We start from the raw sequence: 23948 nt of genomic DNA on the forward strand, positions 1-23948 counted from the left end.
CCGCACGCCCTCAGCCCATGAAACACGATAGAACCAGCGCACCGCGAGCCCCCACCCCAACCCTCCCCCAGCGGGGGAGGGAGTCCAAGACCAGAGATCACCATGTACGACATCGACACCACCCACGATCCCAAGCGCAAGAGCTGGGTTGCCTCCGCCAACGAAGCGGCCTGCGACTTCCCGATCCAGAACCTGCCCCTCGGGCGCTTCCGTCCCGCGGGCGATGCAGGCGGCTGGCGCATCGGCGTGGCCATCGGCGACCAGGTGCTGGACCTGCGCGCCGCCGGCGTGGTCGACACCGACGACATGAATGCGCTGATGGCTGCCACGCCCGCCAAACGCCAGGCACTGCGCAAGCGCCTGTCCGATGGCCTGCGCGAAGGCAGCAGCGAGCAGGGTGCCTGGTCGAAGGCGCTGGTGCCGCAGTCCGCGTGCGAATACACGGTGCCGTGCAAGGTGGGCGACTACACCGACTTCTACACCGGCATCCACCACGCCACCACCATCGGCAAGCTGTTCCGCCCCGACCAGCCGCTGATGCCCAACTACAAGTGGGTGCCCATCGGTTACCACGGCCGCGCCAGCTCCATCGTGGTGAGCGGGCAGGACTTCAAGCGCCCGCACGGGCAGACCAAGGCGCCCGATGCCGCCGAGCCCAGCTTCGGCCCCTGCAAGCGCCTGGACTACGAACTGGAACTCGCCTTCTACGTGGGCGCCGGCAACGCCATGGGCCAGCCGGTGCCCATGGCCGAGGCCGAGTCGCACCTCTTCGGCGTGGGCCTGTTCAACGACTGGTCGGCGCGCGACATCCAGGCCTGGGAATACCAGCCGCTGGGCCCTTTCCTGTCGAAGAACTTCGCCTCCACCGTGTCGCCCTGGATCGTGACCATGGAAGCGCTGGCGCCCTTCCGCGCGCCTTTCGTGCGCAGTGCCGAAGATCCGCAGCCGCTGCCCTACCTGGACGGCGCCGCCAACCGCGAACGCGGCCAGCTCGACATCACGCTGGAAGTGCTGATCCAGACCGCGAAGATGCGCGAAGCCGGCACCGCGCCGCATCGCCTGACCAAGGGCCGCGTGGCCGAGGCCGCCTACTGGACCGCCGCGCAGCTCGTGGCGCATCACACCGTCAATGGCTGCAACCTGCAGCCGGGCGACCTGCTGGGTTCGGGCACTCTGTCCGGCCCCACGCCCGACGCCGCGGGCTCGCTGATCGAGCTCACGCAGGGCGGCAAGCAGCCCATCGAGCTGCCGAACGGCGAGAAGCGCACCTTCCTGGAAGACGGCGACACGCTCATCCTGCGCGGCTGGTGCGAGCGGGATGGCGCAGTGCGCATCGGCCTCGGCGAGGCGCGCGGCACGGTGCTGAGCTAAAGCGCCAGGACGCGGCAGTCAGCGGGGCTAACCCTAGCTGGCTGCGACTTCCTTCACGATCTATAAAGCCAGCGGCGAGCCTCTCGCAGCTGGCTTGTTTGCGTTTGTGCTCCTTGCTGCGCCACAACAACCCCTAGATCTTCGGTAAGGAGTCATCGATGAAGGATCGATCCGCTGTTCGTTGCCCGAATCCGCTGCGCCGGCTGCTGCCGCTGGCCGCGCTGGTGGCGGCGCCCACCCTGTCGCTGGCCGCCGGCGTGAGCGTGAAGATGGATTTCGACAGCCCGGCCACCAGCCCCTTCCCGAGCGACCGCTTCACCGTGCCCGACTGGACGCAGAACACCTTCAGGCGGGTGAACCTGCCCAAGCCGGACTGCGCCGTGCGCGTGTCCGACTGCAACGACATCGAGGTCATCAACACGCTCGACGGCTTCAACACGCAGCCGCGCATCACCATTCCATTCACCGGCGACATCGACCCGGCCACGGTGACCAGCGACACCGTGTATCTGCTCAACCTGGGCGACACGCTGTCGGGCCGGGGCGCGGGCGACAAGGTGGGCATCAACCAGGTGTCGTGGGATCCGGCCGGCAAGGTGCTGGTGCTCGAATCGGACGAGCTGCTGCAGGAGCATTCGCGCTACGTGCTGGTGGTGACCGACGGCGTGCGCGATGCTTCGGGCGACCGCATCGAGGGCGGCCGCTTCTCGTACCTGCGCCAGGGGCCGGGCCCCAAGGACGAGCCGCCCGGGCGCGAGTGGGCCGACTACCGCCGCTCGCTGCAGGATGCCGACCGCTGGATCCGGCCGCCGCGCAACCATGTGGTGTCGCTGAGCGTGTTCACCACGCAGAGCATCAGCGCGGACCTGCGCAAGATCCGCGACCAGATCCATCGCGCCACGCCCGCGCCGGTCAATTTCGTGATCGGCAATTCGGGCACGGTGCGCGCGGTGTTCCCGGTGGCGCAGCTGTCGGGCATCGAGTGGAACCGCCAGACGGGCACCGCCGCCTTCACGCCGGTGCAGGTGCCGCTGCAGGCGCTCGGCGTGGTGCCTGGCGCGGTCGGCCGCATTGCCTTCGGCAGCTTCCGCTCGCCCGACTACATGAACGCGCAGCGCATCATCCCGGCCACGGGCACGCTGCTGGGCCGGCCGGCGGCGCAGGGCAGCAACGACCTGCTGGTGGAGATGTTCCTGCCCAGCACGCCGCGGCCGGCGGTCGGCTGGCCGGTGGCCATCTTCGGCCACGGTTTCACCGACAGCATGTACGGCGCGCCGTGGACGGTGGCATCGGTGCTGGCGGCACGCGGCATCGCCACCATGGCGATCAGCGTGGTGGGCCACGGCGGCGGGCCGCTGGGCACGCTCAAGCTCACGCCGCAGGGCGGCGCACCGGCCGTGGTCGTGCCTTCGGGCGGACGCGGCTTCGACCAGGACGGCAACGGCAGCATCGACGCCACCGAAGGCGTGGGCGCGGTGGGCGCGCTGACCATCGTGGGCAACCGCGACGGACTGCGCCAGACCGTGGCCGACCTGATGCAGCTGGTGCGACAGATCCAGGCCGGCATCGACGTGGAAGGCGACGGCTCGGTCGACTTCGACGCGAGCCGCATCTTCTATGCGGGCCAGTCCTTCGGCGGCATCTACGGCACCATCTTCCTCGGCATGGAAGGGGCGGTGCGCGCCGGGGTGCCCAACGTGCCGGGCGGCTCCATCACCGAGGTGGCGCGCCTGGGCGCCTTCAGGCCGCTCACCGGCCTGTCGCTGGCCACGCGCCAGCCGCAGCTGCTGAACCTGCCGCCGTCGCAGGCGCTGCCGGTGCCGCTCAACTTCAACGAGAACATTCCGCTGCGCAACGTCGCGCCGCTGGTCAACACCGTGCCGGGCTCGGGCGCCATCCAGCAGGTGCTGGACAACAGCGAGTGGGTGCAGCAGGCGGGCAGCCCGGTGAGCTATGCGCCCTACATCCGCAAGCAGCCGCTGGCGGGCAATGCGCCCAAGCCGGTGATCGTGCAGTTCGCCAAGGGCGACGTGACGGTGCCCAACCCCACGTCGACGGCCATCGTGCGTGCGGGCGAGCTGGCGGACCGTACCCTGTACTTCCGCAACGACCTGGCGTTTGCGGCCACGGGCGGCCAGATTCCGAAGAACCCGCACACCTTCCTGACCAACATCAGCATCCCGGCCGCCGCGCCGCTCGCGGTGGCGGCGCAACGGCAGATCGCGGAGTTCTTCGCGAGCGATGGTGCCGTGGTGATCGACCCGGACGGCGCCGGCTCGCCGCTCTTCGAGATGCCGATCAACCCGCCGCTGCCGGAGACGCTCAATTTCCTGCCCTGATGCGGCAGGTGCGAACGGGGCCCTTGCGGGCCCCGTTTTTCATTCAGGCCAGGAAGCGCTCCGCCAGCAGCACCCAGTAGGCGGCGCCCAGCGCCACGTTGTCGTCGTTGAAGTCGTAGCCCGGGTTGTGGACCATGCAGGCCCCGGCGCTGTCGCCGTCGCCGTTGCCGATCAAGAGGTAGCTGCCCGGCACCTTCTCGAGCATGAAGGCGAAGTCCTCGCTGCCGGTGAGCGGCGGGCCCTGCAGCGTCACGCGGTCCGCGCCCGCCAGCTCCAGCGCCACCTGCCGGGCGAACTCGGTCTCCTCGGGCGTGTTGACCAGCACCGCGTAGCCCTTGCGCCAGTCGACCTCGGCGCTGCAGTCGAAGCTCTCGGCCTGCGCGGCGACGATGGCCTTGATGCGCGCCTCCAGCAGGCCGCGCACCTCGCGGTCAAGCGCGCGCACGCTGATCTCCAGCGTGGCGCTGGCCGGGATCACGTTGTTGGCCTTGCCCGCGTGGATGGCGCCCACCGTCACCACGCCCATCTGCAGCGGATCGATGTTGCGCGACACCACGCTCTGCAGCGCCATGACGATGCTGGCGGCCGCCACCACCGGGTCGGCCGTGCGGTGCGGCATGGCACCGTGCCCGCCCACGCCCCGGATGGTGACGGTGGCGTAGTCGGACGAAGCCATGGTCGCGCCTTCGCGCAGCGAGAAGCGGCCCTGCGCCAGGCCCGGCATGTTGTGCATGGCAAAGACCGCCTCGCACGGGTACTTGTCGAACAGGCCGTCCTCGATCATGCGCACGGCGCCGCCGCCGCCTTCCTCGGCCGGCTGGAAGATCATGTGCAGCGTGCCCGAGAAGCGCCCGCGCGTGGCCAGGTGGTGCGCCGCGGCCAGCAGCATGGCGGTGTGGCCGTCGTGGCCGCAGGCGTGCATCACGCCGTGGTTGCAGCTGGCGTAGGGCAGGCCGGTGGCCTCGTCGATGGGCAGAGCATCCATGTCGGCGCGAATGCCCAGGCGCCGCTTGCCGTCGCCGCGCACCAGGCGGCCCACCACGCCGGTGCCGCCCAGCCCTTCCTCGACCTCGTAGCCCCAGGCCTTGAGCTTCTCGGCCACCAGAGCGGCCGTGCGGTGTTCGCCAAAGGCCAGCTCCGGGTGGCGGTGGATGTCGCGGCGGATGCCGATGAATTCGTCGGCGTGGTGCTGCAGGTCTTCAAGCAGGTTGCTCATGCGGGGCGGCCTCCGTGGGCGTTACTGGGGTTGCAGGTTGATGGATTTTGCGATTTCGCGGTAGCGCGCGGTTTCGCTCTCGAAGAATTTCTGCGCATCGGCCAGCGACATGGGCGCCGCGGCCAGCTGCGTCTGCGCCGCCAGCTGCGAGCGCACGCCCGGCTCCGCCAGGGTGGCGCCGATGGCCTTGTGCAGGCGCTGCACGACGTCCTCGGGCGTCTTCTTCGGCACCATGAAGCCGCTCCAGATCTTGTAGTTGAAGTCCTTGAGCTCGCGGGTCTCGCTCATCGCGGGCACGTTCTTCAGCAGCTCCGAGCGCTGCGCGCTCAGCTGCCCGATTACCTTCACGCGGCCCTGCTCTGCCAGCGCGCCCATGGCGGCGCTGTAGACCAGCACCGCGAAGTCCACCTGGCCGCCCCCGATGTCCTGCAGCAGCGGCGCGTTGCCCTTGTAGGGCGCGTGGTTGAGCTTGATGCCGGTCTGCAGCTGCACCTTTTCCAGCAGCAGGTGGTAGAGCGAGCCGATGCCCACGCTGCCGTAGCTCAGAGGCCGCTCGGGCGTCTTGCGTGCCAGCGCGATCAGTTCGTCCACGCTGTTGGCGGGCAGGTCCTTGCGGGCGACGAACACCATCACCGCTTCGGACACGGGCGCCACCAGGCGGAAGTCTTCCGTCTTGAGCTTGACTGCCGCGTTGGCCAGCGGCGAAAGGATCACCTCGTTGGGCGAGCCCTGGAAGACGTAGTAGCCGTCGGCCGGCGCAGAGAGCACCTTCTGCGCGGCAATCGCACCGCTCACGCCGCCCAGGTTCTCCACGATCACCTGCTGGCCCAGCTCGTTGCCCAGGGGCACGGTGAAGATGCGTGCGGCGGCGTCCGACGGCCCGCCCGCCGGATAGGGAACCATCAGGTTCACCGGCTTGCTGGGGTAGGGTTGTTGCGCGAAGGATGCGGCGCCGGTGGCGGCCAGCAGACTGGAGGCAAGCAGGTCGCGCCTGCGCAGGAGCATGGGCTGGGTCATGTGTCTCTTCCGTGGTTTTCTGTCTGAATGCGCCGCAGGGCCAGGGGAGAAGGGCGCCAAGCCATCGTAGGTGCGGGCAAATGCTGCGTCCAATGCATTGTTTGTTGCATTAGCATGAGTTGAACTCATTCGACTTTCCTTCCTCGATGACCCTGGTGCAGCTTCGGCACTTGATCTCGCTGGCGGACACCGGCTCCTTCAGCGCCTCGGCGCAGGCCATGCACCTCACGCAGCCGGCGCTCAGCCGCAGCATCCGTGCGCTGGAAGACGAACTGGGCCTGCCTTTGTTCGACCGGGTGGGCCGGCGCAACGAGCTCACGCCCTTCGGCAAGCGGGTGCTCGAGCGTGCGCGCCAGCTGGTGCTCGATGCGAACGAACTGCACGACAGCGGCCGCCTCATGGGCCAAGCCGAAGGCGGCGAGCTGCGCGTGGGCATGGGTTCGGGCCCGGGCGCCATGCTGATGACGCCCCTGCTGATGCGCATGGCCGAGCGCCATCCGAAGGTGCGGGTGGTGGTGGCGCGCGGCCACACGGATTTGCTGGTGCAGGCGCTGCGCGCCCGCACGCTGGACGCGCTGGTGGTGGATGCGTTGTCTCTCAAGCCGGCACCCGACCTGAAGCTGGACACCGTGCGCGAGATGCGCGGCGTGTTCATGTGCCGGCCCGGCCATCCGCTGGTGCGGCGCAAGGGCAAGGGCGGTGGTGTGCGCTTTGCCGACGTGCAGCGATACCCGATCGCCTCCACGCCGCTCAGCGACCAGGTGGCTGCCGCGCTGGTCGAGGCCTACGGGCCGCAGGCGCATCCGGCCTCATGCGTCACGCTGCAGTGCGAGGAAGTGGCCAGCCTGGTCGACGTGGCCAGCCGCACCGACGCGGTCTTGCTGGCCATTCGCGCCGCGGCGCCGAAGCTGGTGGAGCTGGACATGCGGCCCGCGCTGCAGCGCGTGGCGCGCTTTGCGATGGTCACGCTGGCGCGGCGCACCGAGGCGCCGGCCCTGCCCATCCTGCGCGAACTCGCCGACGCGCTGCTGCGCGATTGAGCCGCGCGCCGTGCCGACGCCTCAGCTGCCCGCCGCGCGGCTCGCCGCCAGATAGGCCTTCACCCGCTCGGCCAACGCCATGGCATGCGGCGTCTCGGGCGTGAAGGTGTCCACCGGCACCGGCCGGCCGTCCTCGTCGACCGAGACGAAGACGATCAGGCATTCAGTGGTCTTCTGCAGCTCGCCGCCGGACTTCATGTCGCCGCTGCGCACCTCCACCGAGATGTTCATGCTGGTGCTGCCGGTGAAGACCATGCGGGCCTCCACTTCCACCAGCTCGCCGATGCGGATGGGCCGGTGAAAGCGGATGCTGCCGATGAACACCGTGACGCAGTAGCGCTTGGACCAGCTGGTGGCGCAGGCGTAGCCGGCCTCGTCGATCCACTTCATGACCGTGCCGCCGTGCACCTTGCCGCCGAAGTTGACGGTGCTGGGCTCGGCCAGGAAACGCAGGGTGATGCTGGACATGGGGACCTCCTTGGCGGCTTGGACTTTGCTGCGCAAATTATGCGGGCGCCGCGCCCGCATCGGGGTGCGCTTCGCCGCCGCCGAAGAGCTGCGCCATGGTGCGGCGCAGCCACATGTTGCCGGCGTCGGCATGGAAGCGCTCGTGCCAGTGCTGCTTGACGGCGTAGTGGGGCAGGGCAAAGGGCGGCTCCACCATCTTCACCGGCTCCTGCGTGGCCAGCACCTCGCCCAGCACGCGCGGCACGATCACCAGCAGCTCGGTGCGCGCCACGATCCGCGCCACGCCCAGGAAGCTGGAGAGGTGGGCCACCACCTGCCGGTCGATGCCCTGGCGGGCGATGGTCTTGTCGACGATGGCATGGCCGGTGCCCGACGAACTCACCACCGCATGCGCCTCCGCCGAGAAGCGCTTGACGGTCATCCTGCTGCCCGTGATGCGCGGATGGTCCCGGGCCACCAGGCACACGAAGTTCTGCTTGAACAGGGTCTGCTGGTAGAAGCCCGCGTCCAGCTGCGGCATGAAGCCCACCGCCAGGTCGACCTCGCCGTCTTCCAGCCGGCGGGCGCTGGCGGTGGAGACGATCTCGGTCTCGATGCGCACGCCCGGCGCGGCCTGGCGCAGGTGGCCGAGCAGGGCGGGCAGCAGCACCACCTCGCTGATGTCGGTCAGGCAGATGCGGAAATTGCGCTGGGCCTTGGCGGGGTCGAAGGCGACGCGGCTGCCGCGTGCGATTTCCAGCTGCGCCAGCACTTCGCGCAGGGCCGGGTACAGCTCCTGCGCGCGCGGCGTGGGCAGCATGCCCTGCGCGGTGCGGGTGAACAGGCGGTCGTCGAAATGGCGGCGCAGCTTGTTCAGCGCGGTGCTGGCCGCGGACTGCGCCAGCCCCAGCCGCTCGGCGGCCTTCGACACGCTGCCGCTCTGGTAGACCTCGTCGAACACATTGATCCAGTCCAGGTCCAGGCCCGCCATGGCTTTGATTTCCTTCGGTTGTGCTGCCGGCCACCATTATCCGAAAACGAGATTTGTCCTATTGGCCTGTGCGTCTTGAGGAAATAGTGGGGCGGGCGAACAATGCGCCCAGCCTGAAGAAGGAGACAGCCCCATGAGCCCCGCCAGCCTGCAGAAGAAGAACGCCGCGCGCACCGACAGCGGCGACGAGCGCGCCGCCTACTACGAGCGCATCCGTCCGCTCAACCTTGCCCCGCTGTGGGAGTCGCTGCACACGCTGGTGCCGCGCGAGCCGCAGACGCCCTGCGTGCCGGCCCTGTGGCGCTACGACGAGGTCATCCGCCCGCTGCTGATGCAGTCGGCCGAACTCATCACCGCCGAGGAAGCCGTGCGGCGTGTGCTGATCCTGGAGAACCCTGCGCTGCCGGGCCGCGCCAGCATCACCCAGTCGCTGTATGCGGGGCTGCAGCTGATCATGCCGGGCGAGGTGGCGCCTTCGCACCGCCACGTGCAGTCGGCGCTGCGCTTCATCGTGGACGGCAAGGGTGCCTACACCACGGTGGAAGGCGAGCGCACCACCATGTACCCGGGCGACTTCATCATCACGCCCTCGTGGGCCTGGCACGACCACGGCAACGAGGGCATCAACGGCGAGAGCGAACCGGTGGTCTGGCTCGACGGCCTGGACATCCCGATGCTGCGCTTCTTCGACGCCGGCTTTGCCGAGAACGACGAGAAGCGCATGCAGGGCGTCTCGCGGCCCGAGGGCAGCAGCCTGGCGCGCTTCGGCCACAACATGGTGCCGGTGCGCCACGACCTCAGCACGGCCACCTCGCCGATCTTCAGCTACCCCTATGCCCGCAGCCGCGAGGCGCTGGAGCAGCTGCGCAAGAACGAGGCGCCCGACGCCTGGCACGGCCACAAGCTGCGCTACGTCAACCCGCTGACCGGCGGCGCGCCCATGCCCACCATCGCCACCTTCCTGCAGCTGCTGCCCCGGGGCTTTGCCGGCAAGGTGCACCGCAGCACCGACGGCAGCGTCTACAGCGTGGTGGAAGGGCGGGGCACCGCGCACATCGGTGGCGAATCCTTCGAGTTCGGTCCGCGTGACACCTTCGTCGTGCCTTCGTGGGCGCCGCTGCGGCTCGATGCTGCTGCCGGCGAAGACGTGGTGCTGTTCAGCTTCTCCGATCGCCCCGTGCAACAAGCCATGGGTGTCTTGCGCGAAGCGTTCCTCTGATTTTTCTTTTGTTCCATTTGAGCCGCACGAGCGCGTGCGGCAGGAGATTTCCATGGCCTATGTCGTGAACCCGCCCAAGGTGGTGGGCCTTCCCGTGGTCGGCACTGCCGACCAGTTCCCCGTGCGCCGCGTGTACTGCGTGGGCCGCAACTACGCGGCGCATGCGCGCGAGATGGGCTTCGACCCCGACCGCGAGCCGCCCTTTTTCTTCTGCAAGCCCAATGACGATGCGTCGGTGGTGCCGGTGCCGGCCGGCGAGACGGGCCGCATTCCCTATCCCGGCCTGACCAGCAACTACCACTTCGAGGCCGAGCTGGTGGTGGCCATCGGCAAGGGCGGCAGCAACATCGCCGTCGAAGCCGCGGCACAGCACATCTACGGCTACGCGGTGGGCCTGGACATGACCCGGCGCGACCTGCAGATGAAGATGCGCGAGGCCGGCCGGCCGTGGGAGATCGGCAAGGCCTTCGATTTCTCGGCGCCCATCGGCCCGGTGCGCCGCCTGGCGGACATTGGCGAAATGAACCAGGGCGCCATCACGCTCACGGTGGACGGGCAGGCCAAGCAGAAGAGCGACATCACGCACCTGATCTGGTCGGTGAGCGAGGTCATCGCCAACCTCTCGACGCTGTTCGAGCTGCAGCCGGGCGACCTGATCTTCACCGGCACGCCCGAGGGCGTGGGCGCGGTGCAGCGCGGCCAGCGCATCGAAGTGCGCGTCGACGGCCTGGATGCGCTGTCGGTCGACATCGCCTGACCGAGGACACGACCATGAGCACCGCAACCTCTGCGTCGTCGTCATCCGTGCTGCTGGTGGGCGGCGGCATCGGGGGCCTGGCCGCCGCGCTGGCCCTGGCGCGCCTGGGGCTGCAGGTGGAGCTGCTGGAGCAGAGTGCCACCATCGGCGAGATTGGCGCCGGCCTGCAGCTCGGTCCCAACGCCTTTGCCGCGCTCGACGCCTTGGGCGTGGGCGAGGCGGTGCGCAGCAAGGCCGTGTTCACCGAGCGCCTGGTGATGATGGATGCGGTGGACTGCAGCGAGGTGGCCTCTGTGGAAGTGGGCGAGGAATTCCGCCAGCGCTTTGGCAACCCCTATGCCGTGAGCCACCGCGCCGACCTGCATGGCGCCATCTTCGAGGCGGTGCAGCAGGACCCGCTGATTCGCTTCCACACCTCGGCCGCGGTCGAGCAGCTCGAGATCGGCGATGACGGTGTGGTGGCCACCACCCGCGACGGCCGCAGCTTCCGCGCGCAGGCCGTGGTCGGCTGCGACGGCGTGAAGTCGGTGGTGCGCGCCCAGTTGCTGGGCGATGCGCCGCGTGTGTCGGGCCATGTGGTGTACCGCGCGGTGGTGCCGGCCGAGCAGATGCCGGCCGACCTGCGCTGGAATGCGCCGGTGGTGTGGGCGGGCCCCAACTGCCACCTGGTGCACTACCCGCTGCGCGGCGGCGAGCAGTACAACCTGGTCGTCACCTTCCACAGCCGCGAGCCGGAAGAGTGGGGCGTGAGCGAGGGCAGCCAGGAAGAGGTGCTGTCGTATTTCGACGGCATCCACGCGCGCCCGCGCCAGCTGCTGAGCCTGCCCAGTTCGTGGCGCCGCTGGAGCACCGCCGACCGCGATCCGGTGGAGCAATGGGGGCAGGGCCCCGCCACGCTGCTGGGCGATGCGGCGCACCCCATGATGCAGTACCTTGCGCAGGGCGCCTGCATGGCGCTGGAAGACGCGGTGACGCTGGGCATGGCCATCGAGCGCTGCCAGCGCGCCGATGGCAGCCACGACCTGCCGCGCGCCTTCCGCCTGTATGAAGCAGCCCGCGTGGCCCGCACCGCCCGCGTGGTGCTGTCAGTGCGCGAGATGGGGCGCCTGTACCACGCCAAGGGCGTGGAGCGCCTGGTGCGCAACAGCCTGTGGCCCGGGCGCACGCAGCAGCGCTTCTACGATGCGGTGGAGTGGCTTTACGCGTGGCGCCCCGAGCGCTGCCTGGACGACGCGCCCGACGCATTGAAGGCGGCCTGAGCCGCACGGATTCCAAGCCAAAGAGAAAACACGGAGACAAAGACCATGAATGCACGACACCTCATCGCGGGCCTGGGCGCCGCGCTGTCCCTGGGCACGGCCTTCGCGCAGGGCGCCGCCGGCTACCCGGGCCGGCCGGTGAACATCGTCACGCCCTTCGCGGCAGGCAGCGGCCCGGACGCCGTGCTGCGCCTGGTCAGCGACAAGCTGGGCAAGCTGTGGGGCCAGACGGTCACCGTCGACAACAAGCCGGGCGGCGGCGGCTTCATCGCCATCGACGCGGCCAAGCGCGCCGCGCCCGACGGCTACACGCTGCTGCAGCTGGACAGCGAACACGTGGCCGCGCTGCCGCACCTGTACAAGTCCAAGAACTTCAACACGCTGGACCACTTCGACCCGGTGGCGTCGCTCTTTCGCACGCCCTTCTTCGTGGCGGTGAGCAGCCAGTCCAAGTGGAAGAACATGGGCGACCTGATCGCCGCGGCCAAGGCCAGGCCGGGGCAGGTCAGCTACGGCTCCTGGGGCGTGGGCAGCCCGGGCCACCTGGGCGGGCAGCAGCTGGACGCGCTGGCCGGCCTGCAGATGAACCACATTCCGTACCGCGAGGTGTCGCAGCTGTATGCGCACGTGGGTACCGGCGAGGTGGACTGGGCCTTTGCCAGCATCCCCTCGAGCCAGGGCATCTACAAGGCCGGCAAGCTCAAGTACATCGCCGTGGCCGCCACCAGGCGCGTGCCGCAGATGCCCGATGTGCCCACCATGGCCGAGGCTGGCGGCCCGGCTGCTCTGGAAGTGAACTCCTTTGTTTCACTTCTTACCCCCAAGGGCGTGCCTGACACAATCAAGGCGAAAATCAATGCCGATGTAGCCAAAGTGATCGCCGACCCGGAGATCCGTGCCCGCTTCGACACCTTCGCGTTCGAACCGCTGGCCTGGTCGCCCGAGGAGATCACGCGCAACGCACAAGCCAAGTCGAAGATCTACGGCGAGCTGGTGAAGCGGGGCAACATCAGCCTTGACTGACGACTCTTCCACCCACCCTCAAGACATGCGAACCCACAAGAGCACCACCACCACCACCAAGCGAACGCTTCTTCTTTCTGCACTCGCCCTGGCCGCCGGCACCTTGCTGCCTGCGGCGGGTGCCTTGGCACAGCAAGCCTGGCCGACCAAGCCGGTGCGCATCCTGGTGGGCTTCCCGGGCGGCTCCACGCCGGACATCGCGGCGCGCACCATCGCCGAGCCGCTCGCCAAGGCGCTGGGCCAGCCGGTGGTCATCGACAACAAGCCGGGTGCCTCCGGCAACATCGCGGCAGACACGGTGGCCAAGGCCACCGACGATCACACCCTGGGCGTGGTGATCAACGGCAATCTCACCTCGTCGAAGATGCTGTACAAGAACCTGCCCTACGACCCGGCCAAGGACTTCAGCTACCTGTCGCTGCTGACCACCGCGCCGCTGATCCTGGTGACGCCGGCCAACGAGCCCTCCGGCGCCGCCTTCCTCGATGCCGCCAGGAAGGCCGGCGACAAGTGGAACTACGGCTCGGTGGGCGTGGGCTCGGTCGGCCACCTGGGCATGGAGGCGCTGCAGGCCCGCGTGCCCGGCATGGCGGCGCAGCATGTGCCCTACCAGGGCAACCCGCAGGTGGTCACGGCCATGATCGGCGGCCAGGTGCAGATGGCGCTCATTCCGCCCGGCGTGGCCATGCCGCAGATCAAGGCCGGCAAGCTCAAGGGCGTGGGCCTGACCAGCGGCCGCAGCACGCTGGTGCCCGAGATGCCCTCGCTCGCCGAGATCGGCGTGAAGGACTTCAACCTGGAGGTGTGGACCGCGCTGCTGGGCCCGGCCAACCTGTCGAAGGCCGCGCAGGACCGCATCACCCGGGAACTGGCCGTCATCATGAAGGACCCGGAGGTGCGCAAGCGCCTGTTCGACCAGGGCTGGCAGGCCGTGGGCACCTCGCCCGAAGGCATGCGCCTGCGCGTGAAGGACGAGTCGGCCATCATGTCGAAGATCATCTCCACCAAGGGCATCAAGCTCCAGTGAATAAGCCCACCCCCGTATCGGCTCACTTCGTGTAGCCGAGTACCCCCTGCAAGGGGGCAACACCAGCGGCCCGGCAAAGCCGGTTCCGCGGTGTTCCCCGCTTCGGCCGTGCCGGTTTGAGGGCTTGCACCGCTTTACCAAGACTTCCGGATGGAAATGAATACGAGTCAGCTGGTTGAACCCGCACGCACCTTGCCGGTGTATGGCGAATTCGATGTGGTGGTGGTGGGCGGCGGGCCGGCCGGCATGGCGGCGGCGGTGAGCGCGGCGCGCCACGGTGCGCGCACGCTGCTGGTGGAGCGCTACGGCTTCCTGGGCGGCATGGGCACGGCCGGCGGCGTGACCAACTTCGCTGGCCTGTACGGCAGGGTGAAGGGCGAGATGCGCCAGGTGGTGCACGGCGTGGTCGACGACCTGCTGGCGCGCCTGGACGCCGCGGGCGGATTGAACAAGCCGCAGGACGGCATGGGCGGACGCATCCGCGTGCGCTCCTACGACATCTCGGCCTACAAGTGCGCCGCCGATCCGCTGCTGCAGGAGGCCGGCGTGCACATGCTCTTCCACGCCTGGGCCGCAGCCGTCATCAAGGAGGGCGATCGCATCAAGGCGCTGGTGGTGGAAACCAAGTCGGGCCGGCAGGCGATTCGCGCCAACGCCTTCATCGACTGCTCGGGCGATGCCGACGTGGCGGCCTTCGCGGGCGTGCCCTTCGAGCTGGGCGACGGCGAGGGCGGGAGCCTCTTTCCCACCACCATGTTCCGCGTGGGCCATGTGGAAGCGCCGCGCGCGCTGGCAGCGGTGGGCGAGTTCAAGGCCATCAACGAGCTGATGGACAAGGCCCGACGGGAACGCCCCGGCGCCTACGACTTTCCGCGCGAAGGCGCCATCCTGCGCCCGCAGATCGATCCGCGCGAATGGCGCGCCAACGTCACGCAGATCCGCAATGCCAGGGGGCAGGCGATGAACGGCGTGGATGCGCAGGAGCTGAGCGACGGCGAGGTCGAGGGCCGGCGGCAGATCCGCGAATACTTCCGCTTCCTCAAGGCCGAGGTGCCGGGCTTCGAAGCTTCGTCCATCGTCGACATCGCGCCCCAGGTGGGCATTCGCGAGACACGGCGCATCCAGGGGCTGTATGCGCTCACGGGCGAAGACATCCTTTCGTCGGCACGCTTTGCCGACAGCATCGGCGTCAACGCGTGGCCGATGGAGCTGCATGCCGACGGGCGTGTGGACTGGGGATTTCCGCGCGACTCGGACGACGCCATCAACCAGCTGCCCTGGCGCATGCTGGTGCCGCAGGGCGGCGCGAGCAACCTGCTGGTGGCAGGCCGCTGCGCCTCGATGACGCACGAGGGCCAGTCGGCCGCGCGCGCCAGCGGCGGCTGCTTCGTGATGGGTCAGGCGGCGGGCACGGCGGCGGCCACGCTGGGGGCGGGGCGCTTTGCCGATGTGGATGTGGGGCGGCTGCAGCGGGCGCTGGTGAAGGATGGGGTCTGGCTGGGCAACTGACGAGGAGCAACGGCTAGCGCCCCTCTCAATCCGGTCGACGTCGACTGCTGGGAAGACTGGCGCGCCGAGCCGGAGTCTTGCGCCTCGGAATGTCCCCCATGCCAGGCGTCGATGCACCCAACGCGGCAAGCCGCTTGGCGGCCTGGACCCTCACGAAGGTTTTCACGGCCTCGCGAATCAGATCGGCCTTGCCCATGGACGGATCGGCCATCTCGAGGGCTTTTGCATAGAGTGCGTCGTCGAGGGTCACGGTCATTCGCATGAGGTCGTCTTTCTAGGCAATCACCCCCGCCACCACATTGATGCTCAACGCCAGCACCAGCATGTTGAAGGCGAAGGAGAACACGCAGTGCACGAGCGTGATGCGGCGCAGGTCGGACGAGAGGATCTGCACGTCGGACACCTGCGAGCTCATGCCGATCACGTAGGCGTAGTAGATGAAGTCCGAGTAGTCGGGCGGTGCGGTGCCCGGGAAGTCCAGGCCATGCTCGCCCGGCTGGCGGTCCTTCTGCATCAGGTAGTAGTAGTGCGCGTAGTGGAAGGCGTAGATGGTGTGGATCATCAGCCAGGACATCGCCAGCGCCGCCAGCGCCAGCACCACGTGCAGCCCGCGCTCGATGCCCGAGAGGTCCTTCACCTGCTGCAGCAGCATGGCGATGGCCACCACGCTGAACAGCACGGCGGTGAGCATCACCACCAGCAGCACCAGGTTGGGCTGGTCCAGCGATTGCGCCCGCTCGCGTGTCTGCCTGGCGTCGAAGCTGTGGGCCAGCCACCAGGCCAGCGCCAGGTAGAGCGCGACGCCGACCGTCCAGCCCAGCATGCCGCGCGCCATGCCGTTGAGAAGGGGCCAGGGCAGCAGGCCCACCACGACGCCGACTGCGCCGCCATAGACCAGCCGCTGTGGCCCCGTGGTGGTGGAGAGGTGCTTTTGCATGCGCGCCACTGTAGCGCCGCAGGCCTTGCTAGCCCTGCCAGACGCCGTAGCCGCGCGCCCGCAGCGCAATGCCCAGTTCCACCTCCATGTCCCGCGCCTGCTCGTAGCTCATGGGGTTGAAGCGCTCGTACAGCTCGGGCAGCAGGCGCAGGCCGTAGTCCCGCACGAAGGTGTTGGCCTGGATGCCGGCCTTGTGCTTGTCGAAGCGCACGTCGGGGTCCAGCCCCGTCATGCCGACGTACACGAAAGGCCGGCCCAGCTGCCAGCCCGGGTTGGCACGCCGAAAACGCGCGTGGTTCCACACGCGGTCATCCAGCAGGGCGACATAGACGCTGTGGTGGGGCTTGCGGCCTGGCATCGCGCCACCCCGGATGGACTCAGGACGCGGCCAGCGGGTTGGGCGAAGGCTCGCCCACCTTGAACAGCGTGTTGCGGTCGGTGTGGTGGAAGGGCTCGGCCTGGCCGCGGATCTGCAGCACCGTGTCCTGGTTGTAGCTCCAGCTGCCGTCCGCGTTGAACGCGACCTCGATGCGCCAGTCGGTGGTGGTGAAGGCATGCTCCAGGAAGGGGTTGGACACGATGCCGTTCTCCAGGCTGCCGCGCACCGCGGCCAGCTCGAAGCGGTCCGCATCGGCCGTGGCCTTGCCGGTGGCCATCGCCACCTGCCCGCGCGGAATGGCCAGCGTGTGCAGCACCGTGCCGGTGGCCGGCTCCCACAGCCAGTAGCCCACCTGGTCGTGGTACATCTTGGTCAGGCCCGGCTTGTGGATGAAGGTGTGGTAGCGCAGGCCGTAGAACACCTGCGGGCCATTGGTCTGCGGGTCGATGGGCTGCAGCTCGTAGTGCTCGATGTAGACCTGCGTCTTCGGGCCCTGGGCCTTGGGCTTGACGTCCACGCCCTTCTCGCCCTTCCACAGCCCGGCCATGCGGCGCAGCGGGCCCAGGTTGGCCAGCGTGTGGCCGTCCAGTTCGGAGGGTTCGGTGTAGATGTCTGCTGGAAATTCCGACATGTGTGCCTTGTGGGGATGTAGGTTGGTATTGCAAGCGACAGGCCCGCTGGATCGGCGAGGCCGGCTGCGGCGATTGTGCCGTCTGTCATCGCTTCGGAGGATGCGCAACGGCAGGCAGGCGCCTACGCTGGAGCGAACGCAACAACCGGATGGGGGCCGTCATGCACATGCCCGCCTTGTTCGAACGCGGTGCCGCGCACCTGCTGGAGATCTTCGGCCCCCGGATGCGCTGGCGCACCCAGCTGGCGGGCGCCTTTGCAAGCGGTGCGCTGATGTCGGTGGCCATCCTGGTCCTGTCGTCCGGCGGGGTGTGGGCGACCAGCAAGGCCTCGCACCTGCAAACGCACGCTGTCGCGCCGCTCCAGGCCCGCACGTCCTCATCCTCGCTGCTCGACCGGCTGCGCGGCGAGGCCGCCGCCGGCGACCTGCTCTCGCTGCGCGAGCTGTCCAATGCCTTGCTCGACCGCTATGACGCGGCCGGCGACCCGCAGGACCTGTTCGAGGCCATGGTCTGGGTCGACCGCCAGTGGGAGCTGTCGGGCGGCACCGATGCGGCGCCGCGCATCGTCGCGCGCTACTGCGACCAGCGCGTGATGCGCTGGCACTGGCTGTGCATCTCGGGTGAATGAAAAAAGAGCCTAGCGCCCGGGCCGCAGCGTGAACAGCGGCGAGCCCGCGCTGGCGAGGGCCAGCTCATGCGCCGCCTGCTGCAGCGGCCGCCCCAGTTCCTGCATGCGCCTGGGGTTCAGCCGCATCAGCGGCCCCGCGATGGTGATCACGGCGATGGTGCCCTGGCTGCGCCGCGTGACCGGTGCGGCCATGGCCGTCATGCCCGGCGCGTACGACTCGACGATCATGCTGAAGCCGCGCGCACGGTCTTCGTCCAGCGTCTTCATCAAGGCCTTGAAGGTGGTGGGGGCGTTGGGCCCGAACTGCGCGGGCTTGCCGAAGCCCTGGCGCGCCACCAGCTCGGTGGCACGCTCTTCGCTCAGGGTCATCAGCCAGGCGTGGCCGCCCGCGCTGCATGACAGGCGCACGTCGATGCCCATGTCCGGGTCGTAGCGCAGGCCGGTGCGCGCGCCTTGCGCCTTGGCCACGAAGATGAGGCTGTCGCCGTCCACCAGGGCCAGGCGCACCAGCTCGCCCGAGACCTCGGCCAGCCGGTCGATGATGGGCTGCGCGATGTCGACGATGCCCGCGCCGCCAAGAAAGTTGAGGCCCAGCGCCGGCATCTTGGTGGTGAGCACGTAGTCGCCCTGCTCGCGCAGCTGGCGCACATAGCCGCAGCGGCCCAGCTCGGCCAGCAGCCGGTGGCAGGCGCTGCGCGGCAGGCCCAGCTCGTCGGCCATCTCGCCCAGGGCGATGCCTTCGGGCTGGTGCGACAGAAGCTCCAGGATGGCGAGCACGCGCTCGACGGTGCCGCTCGGCGCGCTGGCGGCGGAGGTGTTTTCTTTCTGCATGGCGGAAACAAATTCCAATTTGGAACAGTGTTCTGAATCGATTCCTATCATGCCGCAGCACGTCGCCCGGAAGACGTGACCGACCCAACCACAAGGAGACAAGACCCGTGAAGACATTCATGCGCAGCGCCATCGTAGGCGCCGCCCTCGCCGCCACCGCCTGCCTGGCGCTGGCCCAGGACGTGCAAGAGCGCGTCATCAAGTTCGGCCACCTCAACAACACCGACCACCCCGTGAGCATGGGCGTGAAGAAGTTCGGCGAACTGCTGGCGGCCAAGAGCGGCGGCAAGCTCAAGGTGCAGGAGTTCCCGTCCAACCAGCTGGGCAACGAGATGCAGCAGCAGGCCGCGCTGCAGGGCGGCGTGCAGGAGATGTCGGCGCCGGCCACCACCTCGCTGGCCGGCATCGTGAAGGAATTCGGCCTGGTCGACTTTCCCTTCTCGGTGGCCAACTATGCGCAGGCCGACGCGCTGCTCGACGGCCCCCTGGGCCAGGCGCTGATTGCCAGGCTGCCTGAAAAAGGCCTGGTGGCGCTGGGCTACTGGGACCTGGGCTTTCGCAACGTCACCAACAGCAAGCGCCCCATCACCAGGCCGGAAGACCTCGACGGGCTGAAGATCCGCGTCATTCCCAACCCGGTGTTCCTCGAGACCTTCAAGGCCTTCAAGGCCAACCCGGTGCCCATGCCCTTTGCCGAGCTGTACGGCGCATTGGAGTCGAAGGCGGTAGATGGGCAGGAGAACCCCTTCGCGGTGATCCTCTCGAACAAGTTCTTCGAAGTGAACAAGTACGTGAGCGCCACCAACCACGTGTACGCCGCCAACATCGTGCTGGTGAGCAAGCGCTTCTGGGACAAGCTTTCGCCCGCCGAGCAGAAGCTGATGCACGAGGCCGCCGACGAGGCGCGCAGCTACCAGCGCAAGGTCAGCCGCGAGGCGGCGCAGAAGGCGGTGGGCGAGCTGCAGGCCAAGGGCATGCAGTACAACGAGCTGTCGCCCGCCGAGCAGGCGCGCATGCGCGCGGTGGCCAAGCCGGTGACGGAGAAGTTCGCCGCGGCCTACGACCCGGCCATCGTCAAGCTCTACAACGACGAGCTGGCGCGTCTTTCCAAGTGATGAGCGGCGCCATGACCAAGATCCTGGTGCTGCACGGGCCCAACCTCAACCTGTTCGGGCGGCGCGAGCCGCACATCTACGGCACCACCACGCTGGCGCAGATCAACGAGCGCCTGGTCGCGCTGGCCGGCGAGCTGCAGGTGGAGCTGGAGATCTTCCAGTCCAACCACGAGGGTGCGCTCGTCGACAAGTTCCACGAGAACATCGACATTGCCGCCGGCGCGCTGCTCAACCCCGCCGGCCTCACCCAGCACGGCGTGCCGCTGCACGACGCGATCAAGGCCATGCCTTTTCCGGTGCTGGAGATCCACATGTCCAACATCGCGGCGCGCGAGGCCTGGCGTGCGCATTCGATCATCTCGCCGGCGGTGAAGGCCACCATCCAGGGCCTGGGCTGGCGCTCGTACACCGCCGGGCTGCGTTCGCTGGTGGAGCTGGTGCGCGAGAACGCCGCCGCCTGAGTGCCAACTGCCGCGCGCGGGCGGCATATACTGGATGAATGAACGAACTGGTACATGGCGCCGCGCGTCGCAAGGGCGCGCGCAGCGCCGCTCCTGCACGCAAGGCGCCCGGCCGCACCAACGATCCCGAGCGCACGCAGGCCAACATCCTGGAAGTGGCCGAAGCCGAGTTCGGCGAGAAGGGGCTGGCCGGTGCGCGCATCGACGAGATCGCCGAGGCGACCAAGACCAGCAAGCGCATGATCTACTACTACTTCGGCAGCAAGGAGGGGCTGTACCTTGCCGTGCTGGAGGAGGCGTACCGGCGCGTGCGCGACGTCGAGTCCGAGCTCAACCTGCAGGACCTCGACCCAGAGGACGCGCTGCGCAGGCTGGTGGCCTTCACCTTCGACCACCACCTGCACCACGAGAGCTACATCCGCCTGGTGATGTCCGAGAACATCAACCGCGGCCAGTACATGGCGCAGAGCCAGCACATCCAGGACCTGAACGTCCCGGCCATCGCGGCCATCCGCAACCTGTACGAGCGAGGCGTCAAGTCCGGTGCCTTCCGCAAGGGGCTGGACCCGGTGGACATCCATGCGTCCATCTCGGCGCTGAGCTTCTTCAACGTGTCCAACCGCCACACCTTCGGCACCATCTTCAAGCTGGACATGCTCTCGCCCAGCTACATCGCGCAGCGCCGCGCCAACGTCACCGAGATGGTGGTGCGCTTCGTGCGCAAGTAGCCCTGCGCACAGCCTTTTCTTCTCCGGGGGCGCCATCGCGCCGCGCCGCGGGCTGGGGTTTACCCGAAATCGAAAAACTAACCAGTCCGTACAAAATCAGGACCAACGGAGACTTCTCGTGATCCAGCGCTTCATAGACCGCATCTGCCGGTTATTCGTCATTCTCATGGTGGCCTGCCTGGCACTCATGGTCGTCATGGTGTTCGGCAACGTCGTGCTTCGCTACGGCTTCAATTCCGGCATCACGGTGTCGGAGGAGCTGTCGCGCTGGCTGTTCGTGTGGATGACCTTCCTGGGTGCCGTGGTGGCCGTGCGCAACCGTGCCCACCTGGGCACCGACACGCTCATCGCCCGCCTGCCGCTGATCGGCCGCAAGGTCTGCTTCGTGGCCGCGCATCTGCTCATGCTCTTCATCTGCTGGCTCATGTTCCGCGGCGCGTGGGAGCAGACCGGCATCAACTACGGCACCACCAGCGCGGTTATGGAGGCGTCCATGGCCTGGTTCTATGCCAGCGGCGTGGTGTTCGCCGCGCTGGCCGCGCTGATCATCGCGCACGAGTTGTGGAAGCTCTTCACCGGCCAGCTCGCCGACAACGAACTGGTGAGCGTGCGCGAATCCGAAGACGAGCCGGTGCATGCCGAGCCCGCGCCTGTCGCCACCGCCAAGGAACAAGCATGACCATCACCATCTTCCTGGGCGCGCTGCTGGGCGCCATGGCGCTGGGCGTGCCCATTGCCTTCTCGCTGCTCATCTGCGGTGCCGCGCTCATGTGGCACATGGACATGTTCGACGCGCAGATCCTGGCGCAGAACACCATCGAGGGCGCCAACAGCTTCCCGCTGCTGGCAGTGCCCTTCTTCATGCTGGCCGGCGAGATCATGAATGCCGGCGGCCTGTCCAAGCGCATCGTCAACTTCGCCATGACGCTGGTCGGCCACATCAAGGGGGGGCTGGGCTACGTGGGCATCATGGCGGCCATCATCATGGCGGCCCTGTCGGGCTCGGCCGTGGCGGACGCCGCGGCGCTCGCGGCCCTGCTGCTGCCCATGATGAACCGCGCCGGCTACGACACGGCGCGTTCGGCCGGCCTGCTCGCCTCGGCCAGCATCATTGCGCCCATCATCCCGCCCTCCATCGGCTTCGTGATCTTCGGCGTGGCGGCCAACGTGTCGATCTCCAAGCTGTTCCTGGCCGGCATTGCACCCGGCCTCATGCTGGGCGCGGCGCTCTGGTTCACCTGGTGGTGGCTGGTGCGCAAGGAAAAGATCGAGGCCGCCCCGCGAGCCAGCCGCCGCGAAGTCATGCTGGCCCTGAAGGACGCCACCTTCGCCCTGGTGCTGCCGCTGATCGTGGTGGTGGGCCTGAAGTTCGGCGTGTTCACGCCCACCGAGGCGGCCGTGGTGGCTGCGGTGTACGCCCTGTTCGTCTCCACCGTGATCTACAAGGAGCTGAAGCTCTCGCAACTGTTCGGCCTGTTCGCCTCGGCGGCGCAGACCACCGCGGTGATCATGTTCCTCGTGGCCGCCGCCATGGTCTCGGCCTGGATGATCACCGTGGCCAACCTGCCGGCCGAACTCGTCGCGCTGCTCAAGCCGCTGCTGGACAACCCCACCATGCTGCTGATCGCCATCATGGTCATCACCATGCTGGTGGGCACGGCCATGGACATGACGCCCACCATCCTGATCCTCACGCCGGTGTTCATGCCGATCGTCAAGGCTGCCGGCATCGACCCGGTGTACTTCGGCGTGCTGTTCATGATCAACAACGCCATCGGCCTGATCACGCCGCCGGTGGGTACCGTGCTGAGCACGGTGGCCGGCGTCGGCAAGGTGAGCATGGACCAGGTGACCCGGGGCGTGTGGCCTTTCATGGTCGCGCAGTTCGCGGTGATGTTCCTGCTGGTGCTCTTCCCCAGCCTGGTCACGGTGCCTGCGCGCTGGCTGCACGGCTGACCGGACTCTCCCCACCCCAATTTCCAACGACGACGACATCGGAGACGACAACCATGAAACGCATCTTCATCAAGACCGTGCTGGCCGCTGCGGCCATTGGTGCGCTGGGCCTGGCCCAGGCGCAGACGCGCACCATCAAGTTCGCCAACCAGAATGCGGCGGGCCATCCCATCGTGATGGGCATGGAGAAGTTCGCCGAGATCGTGGCCGCCAAGTCCGGCGGCAAGCTCAAGGTCAACGTGTTCCCCGGCGGCGCGCTGGGCAGCGACCAGGCCAACGTGTCGGCCCTCCAGGGCGGCACGCTGGAGATGGCCTCGATGAACTCGGGCATCTTCGCCAGCATCGTCAAGGACTTCGCCATCTACGACTTTCCCTTCCTCTTCGGCAACGCCAAGGAAGCCGACGCTGTGGTCGACGGCCCCTTCGGCACCGGGCTGCACAAGAAGCTGGAAGACAAGGGCCTGGTGGGCCTCACCTACTACGAGCTGGGCTTTCGCCAGCTCACCAACAGCAAGCGCGCCGTGGCCAAGGTGGAAGACATCGCCGGCCTCAAGCTGCGCGTGATCCCCAACCCCATCAACGTCGACTGGGTCAACGCGCTGGGCGCCAACCCCACGCCGCTGCCTTTCCCCGAGCTGTACGCCGCGCTGGAGCAGAAGGCGGTGGACGGGCAGGAGAACCCCGTGGCCACCATCCGCGGGGCCAAGCTGTACGAGGTGCAGAAGTACATGACGCTGACCAACCACCAGTACAACCCGCAGTCGGTGGTGATCAGCAAGCGCTTCTGGGAGTCGCTCTCTGAAGGCGACCGCAAGATCCTGCAGGACGCGGCCGTCGAGTCGGCCAAGTACGAGCGCGAGCAGTCGCGCGCGCAGGCCGCCAGCATCCTCGAGGAACTCAAGAAGAGCGGCATGCAGGTGACCGAGCTTGCGCCGGCCGAGGTGGCCAAGCTGCGCGAGAAGATGAAGCCGGTGATTGCCAAGCACAGCGCCTCCGTGGGTGAGGCCACCGTCAACGCCGTCATGGCGGAGTTGGACAAGGCCCGCAAGTAAACAGGCAGGCAAGA

At 68.2% G+C, this 23948-nt stretch carries 25 protein-coding genes; 16 read left to right on the forward strand and 9 right to left on the reverse strand.

All coding sequences use genetic code 11. The annotated features are described in order from the left end of the window. Positions 1–102: 102 nt before the first annotated feature. Both fahA and VSO01S_RS17540 read left to right on the forward strand, forming a co-directional pair. Entirely contained in the window at positions 103–1371 is a 1269-nt protein-coding gene (gene fahA, locus VSO01S_RS17535; RefSeq protein ID WP_068644100.1) for a fumarylacetoacetase, read from the forward strand. Between the two features lie 158 nt (positions 1372–1529). Next, on the forward strand, positions 1530–3710 hold the full coding sequence (locus VSO01S_RS17540; protein ID WP_084241941.1) for an Ig-like domain-containing protein: 2181 nt from the start codon (positions 1530–1532) through the stop codon (positions 3708–3710). Positions 3711–3753: 43 nt separating this feature from the next. On the opposite strand, the gene VSO01S_RS17545 is transcribed toward VSO01S_RS17540, so the two are convergent. Next, complete coding sequence (locus VSO01S_RS17545) at positions 3754–4926, reverse strand: M20 aminoacylase family protein (protein ID WP_068644101.1); 1173 nt, start codon at positions 4924–4926, stop codon at positions 3754–3756. Positions 4927–4947: 21 nt separating this feature from the next. Then, a complete protein-coding gene (locus VSO01S_RS17550; protein ID WP_068644102.1) occupies positions 4948–5943 on the reverse strand; it encodes a Bug family tripartite tricarboxylate transporter substrate binding protein in 996 nt (331 codons plus the stop codon). Between the two features lie 146 nt (positions 5944–6089). On the opposite strand from VSO01S_RS17550, the gene VSO01S_RS17555 reads away from it, so the two are divergent. Beyond that, positions 6090–6983: a LysR family transcriptional regulator gene (locus VSO01S_RS17555; RefSeq protein WP_068644103.1), complete on the forward strand. Its 894-nt coding sequence runs from the start codon at positions 6090–6092 to the stop codon at positions 6981–6983. 21 nt (positions 6984–7004) lie between these two features. Here VSO01S_RS17555 and VSO01S_RS17560 read toward each other — a convergent pair whose 3' ends face one another. Together VSO01S_RS17560 and VSO01S_RS17565 are read right to left on the reverse strand one after the other, a co-directional pair. Further along, positions 7005–7451, reverse strand: a complete 447-nt coding sequence (locus VSO01S_RS17560; RefSeq protein ID WP_068644104.1) for an acyl-CoA thioesterase — start codon at positions 7449–7451, stop codon at positions 7005–7007. A 37-nt stretch (positions 7452–7488) separates the two neighbouring features. Then, complete coding sequence (locus VSO01S_RS17565) at positions 7489–8421, reverse strand: LysR family transcriptional regulator (RefSeq protein WP_068644105.1); 933 nt, start codon at positions 8419–8421, stop codon at positions 7489–7491. Positions 8422–8554: 133 nt separating this feature from the next. On the opposite strand from VSO01S_RS17565, the gene gtdA reads away from it, so the two are divergent. From gtdA to VSO01S_RS17595, 6 genes are all read left to right on the forward strand, one after another. After that, complete coding sequence (gtdA, locus tag VSO01S_RS17570; protein ID WP_068644106.1) at positions 8555–9640, forward strand: gentisate 1,2-dioxygenase; 1086 nt, start codon at positions 8555–8557, stop codon at positions 9638–9640. 52 nt (positions 9641–9692) lie between these two features. After that, positions 9693–10397: a fumarylacetoacetate hydrolase family protein gene (locus VSO01S_RS17575; RefSeq protein WP_068644107.1), complete on the forward strand. Its 705-nt coding sequence runs from the start codon at positions 9693–9695 to the stop codon at positions 10395–10397. Between the two features lie 14 nt (positions 10398–10411). Beyond that, positions 10412–11656: a 3-hydroxybenzoate 6-monooxygenase gene (locus tag VSO01S_RS17580; protein WP_068644108.1), complete on the forward strand. Its 1245-nt coding sequence runs from the start codon at positions 10412–10414 to the stop codon at positions 11654–11656. 45 nt (positions 11657–11701) lie between these two features. Beyond that, a complete protein-coding gene (locus VSO01S_RS17585; RefSeq protein ID WP_068644109.1) occupies positions 11702–12679 on the forward strand; it encodes a Bug family tripartite tricarboxylate transporter substrate binding protein in 978 nt (325 codons plus the stop codon). A 25-nt stretch (positions 12680–12704) separates the two neighbouring features. Beyond that, positions 12705–13706, forward strand: coding sequence for a Bug family tripartite tricarboxylate transporter substrate binding protein (locus VSO01S_RS17590; protein WP_068644110.1), 1002 nt, complete (start codon positions 12705–12707; stop codon positions 13704–13706). Positions 13707–13862: 156 nt separating this feature from the next. Beyond that, a complete protein-coding gene (locus VSO01S_RS17595; protein WP_068644129.1) occupies positions 13863–15215 on the forward strand; it encodes an FAD-dependent oxidoreductase in 1353 nt (450 codons plus the stop codon). A gap of 25 nt (positions 15216–15240) precedes the next feature. Here VSO01S_RS17595 and VSO01S_RS17600 read toward each other — a convergent pair whose 3' ends face one another. From VSO01S_RS17600 to VSO01S_RS17615, 4 genes are read right to left on the reverse strand one after another with little or no spacing between them, the layout of a single operon-like run. Beyond that, complete coding sequence (locus VSO01S_RS17600) at positions 15241–15477, reverse strand: type II toxin-antitoxin system VapB family antitoxin (protein ID WP_068644111.1); 237 nt, start codon at positions 15475–15477, stop codon at positions 15241–15243. Between the two features lie 12 nt (positions 15478–15489). After that, positions 15490–16152, reverse strand: coding sequence for a DUF1345 domain-containing protein (locus VSO01S_RS17605; protein WP_068644130.1), 663 nt, complete (start codon positions 16150–16152; stop codon positions 15490–15492). A gap of 28 nt (positions 16153–16180) precedes the next feature. Beyond that, positions 16181–16510 carry a hypothetical protein gene (locus tag VSO01S_RS17610; RefSeq protein ID WP_068644112.1) on the reverse strand — a complete coding sequence of 110 codons (330 nt, stop codon included), beginning with the start codon at positions 16508–16510 and terminating at the stop codon, positions 16181–16183. 19 nt (positions 16511–16529) lie between these two features. After that, positions 16530–17162, reverse strand: a complete 633-nt coding sequence (locus tag VSO01S_RS17615; RefSeq protein WP_068644113.1) for an FABP family protein — start codon at positions 17160–17162, stop codon at positions 16530–16532. Positions 17163–17323: 161 nt separating this feature from the next. Between VSO01S_RS17615 and VSO01S_RS17620 the strand changes: the two genes are divergently transcribed. Then, on the forward strand, positions 17324–17791 hold the full coding sequence (locus VSO01S_RS17620) for a hypothetical protein (protein WP_245684242.1): 468 nt from the start codon (positions 17324–17326) through the stop codon (positions 17789–17791). A 9-nt stretch (positions 17792–17800) separates the two neighbouring features. On the opposite strand, the gene VSO01S_RS17625 is transcribed toward VSO01S_RS17620, so the two are convergent. Continuing rightward, positions 17801–18622, reverse strand: coding sequence for an IclR family transcriptional regulator (locus VSO01S_RS17625; protein WP_068644115.1), 822 nt, complete (start codon positions 18620–18622; stop codon positions 17801–17803). 119 nt (positions 18623–18741) lie between these two features. On the opposite strand from VSO01S_RS17625, the gene VSO01S_RS17630 reads away from it, so the two are divergent. From VSO01S_RS17630 to VSO01S_RS17655, 6 genes are all read left to right on the forward strand, one after another. After that, on the forward strand, positions 18742–19737 hold the full coding sequence (locus tag VSO01S_RS17630) for a TRAP transporter substrate-binding protein (RefSeq protein ID WP_068644131.1): 996 nt from the start codon (positions 18742–18744) through the stop codon (positions 19735–19737). 11 nt (positions 19738–19748) lie between these two features. Further along, positions 19749–20198, forward strand: a complete 450-nt coding sequence (locus tag VSO01S_RS17635; RefSeq protein ID WP_068644132.1) for a type II 3-dehydroquinate dehydratase — start codon at positions 19749–19751, stop codon at positions 20196–20198. Positions 20199–20236: 38 nt separating this feature from the next. Next, positions 20237–20926, forward strand: coding sequence for a TetR/AcrR family transcriptional regulator (locus VSO01S_RS17640; protein ID WP_068644116.1), 690 nt, complete (start codon positions 20237–20239; stop codon positions 20924–20926). Between the two features lie 118 nt (positions 20927–21044). Next, positions 21045–21605, forward strand: coding sequence for a TRAP transporter small permease (locus VSO01S_RS17645; RefSeq protein WP_068644117.1), 561 nt, complete (start codon positions 21045–21047; stop codon positions 21603–21605). Continuing rightward, the gene (locus VSO01S_RS17650) at positions 21602–22882 is read left to right on the forward strand and encodes a TRAP transporter large permease subunit (RefSeq protein ID WP_068644118.1); all 1281 of its coding nucleotides are present in this window, start codon (positions 21602–21604) and stop codon (positions 22880–22882) included. The genes VSO01S_RS17645 and VSO01S_RS17650 overlap by 4 nt, the downstream gene beginning before the upstream one ends. A gap of 53 nt (positions 22883–22935) precedes the next feature. Next, a complete protein-coding gene (locus VSO01S_RS17655) occupies positions 22936–23934 on the forward strand; it encodes a TRAP transporter substrate-binding protein (RefSeq protein WP_068644119.1) in 999 nt (332 codons plus the stop codon). The last annotated feature ends 14 nt before the right edge of the window (positions 23935–23948 follow it).

Source organism: Variovorax soli NBRC 106424 (genome assembly GCF_001591385.1).
Classification (GTDB): Bacteria; Pseudomonadota; Gammaproteobacteria; order Burkholderiales; family Burkholderiaceae_C; genus Variovorax; species Variovorax soli.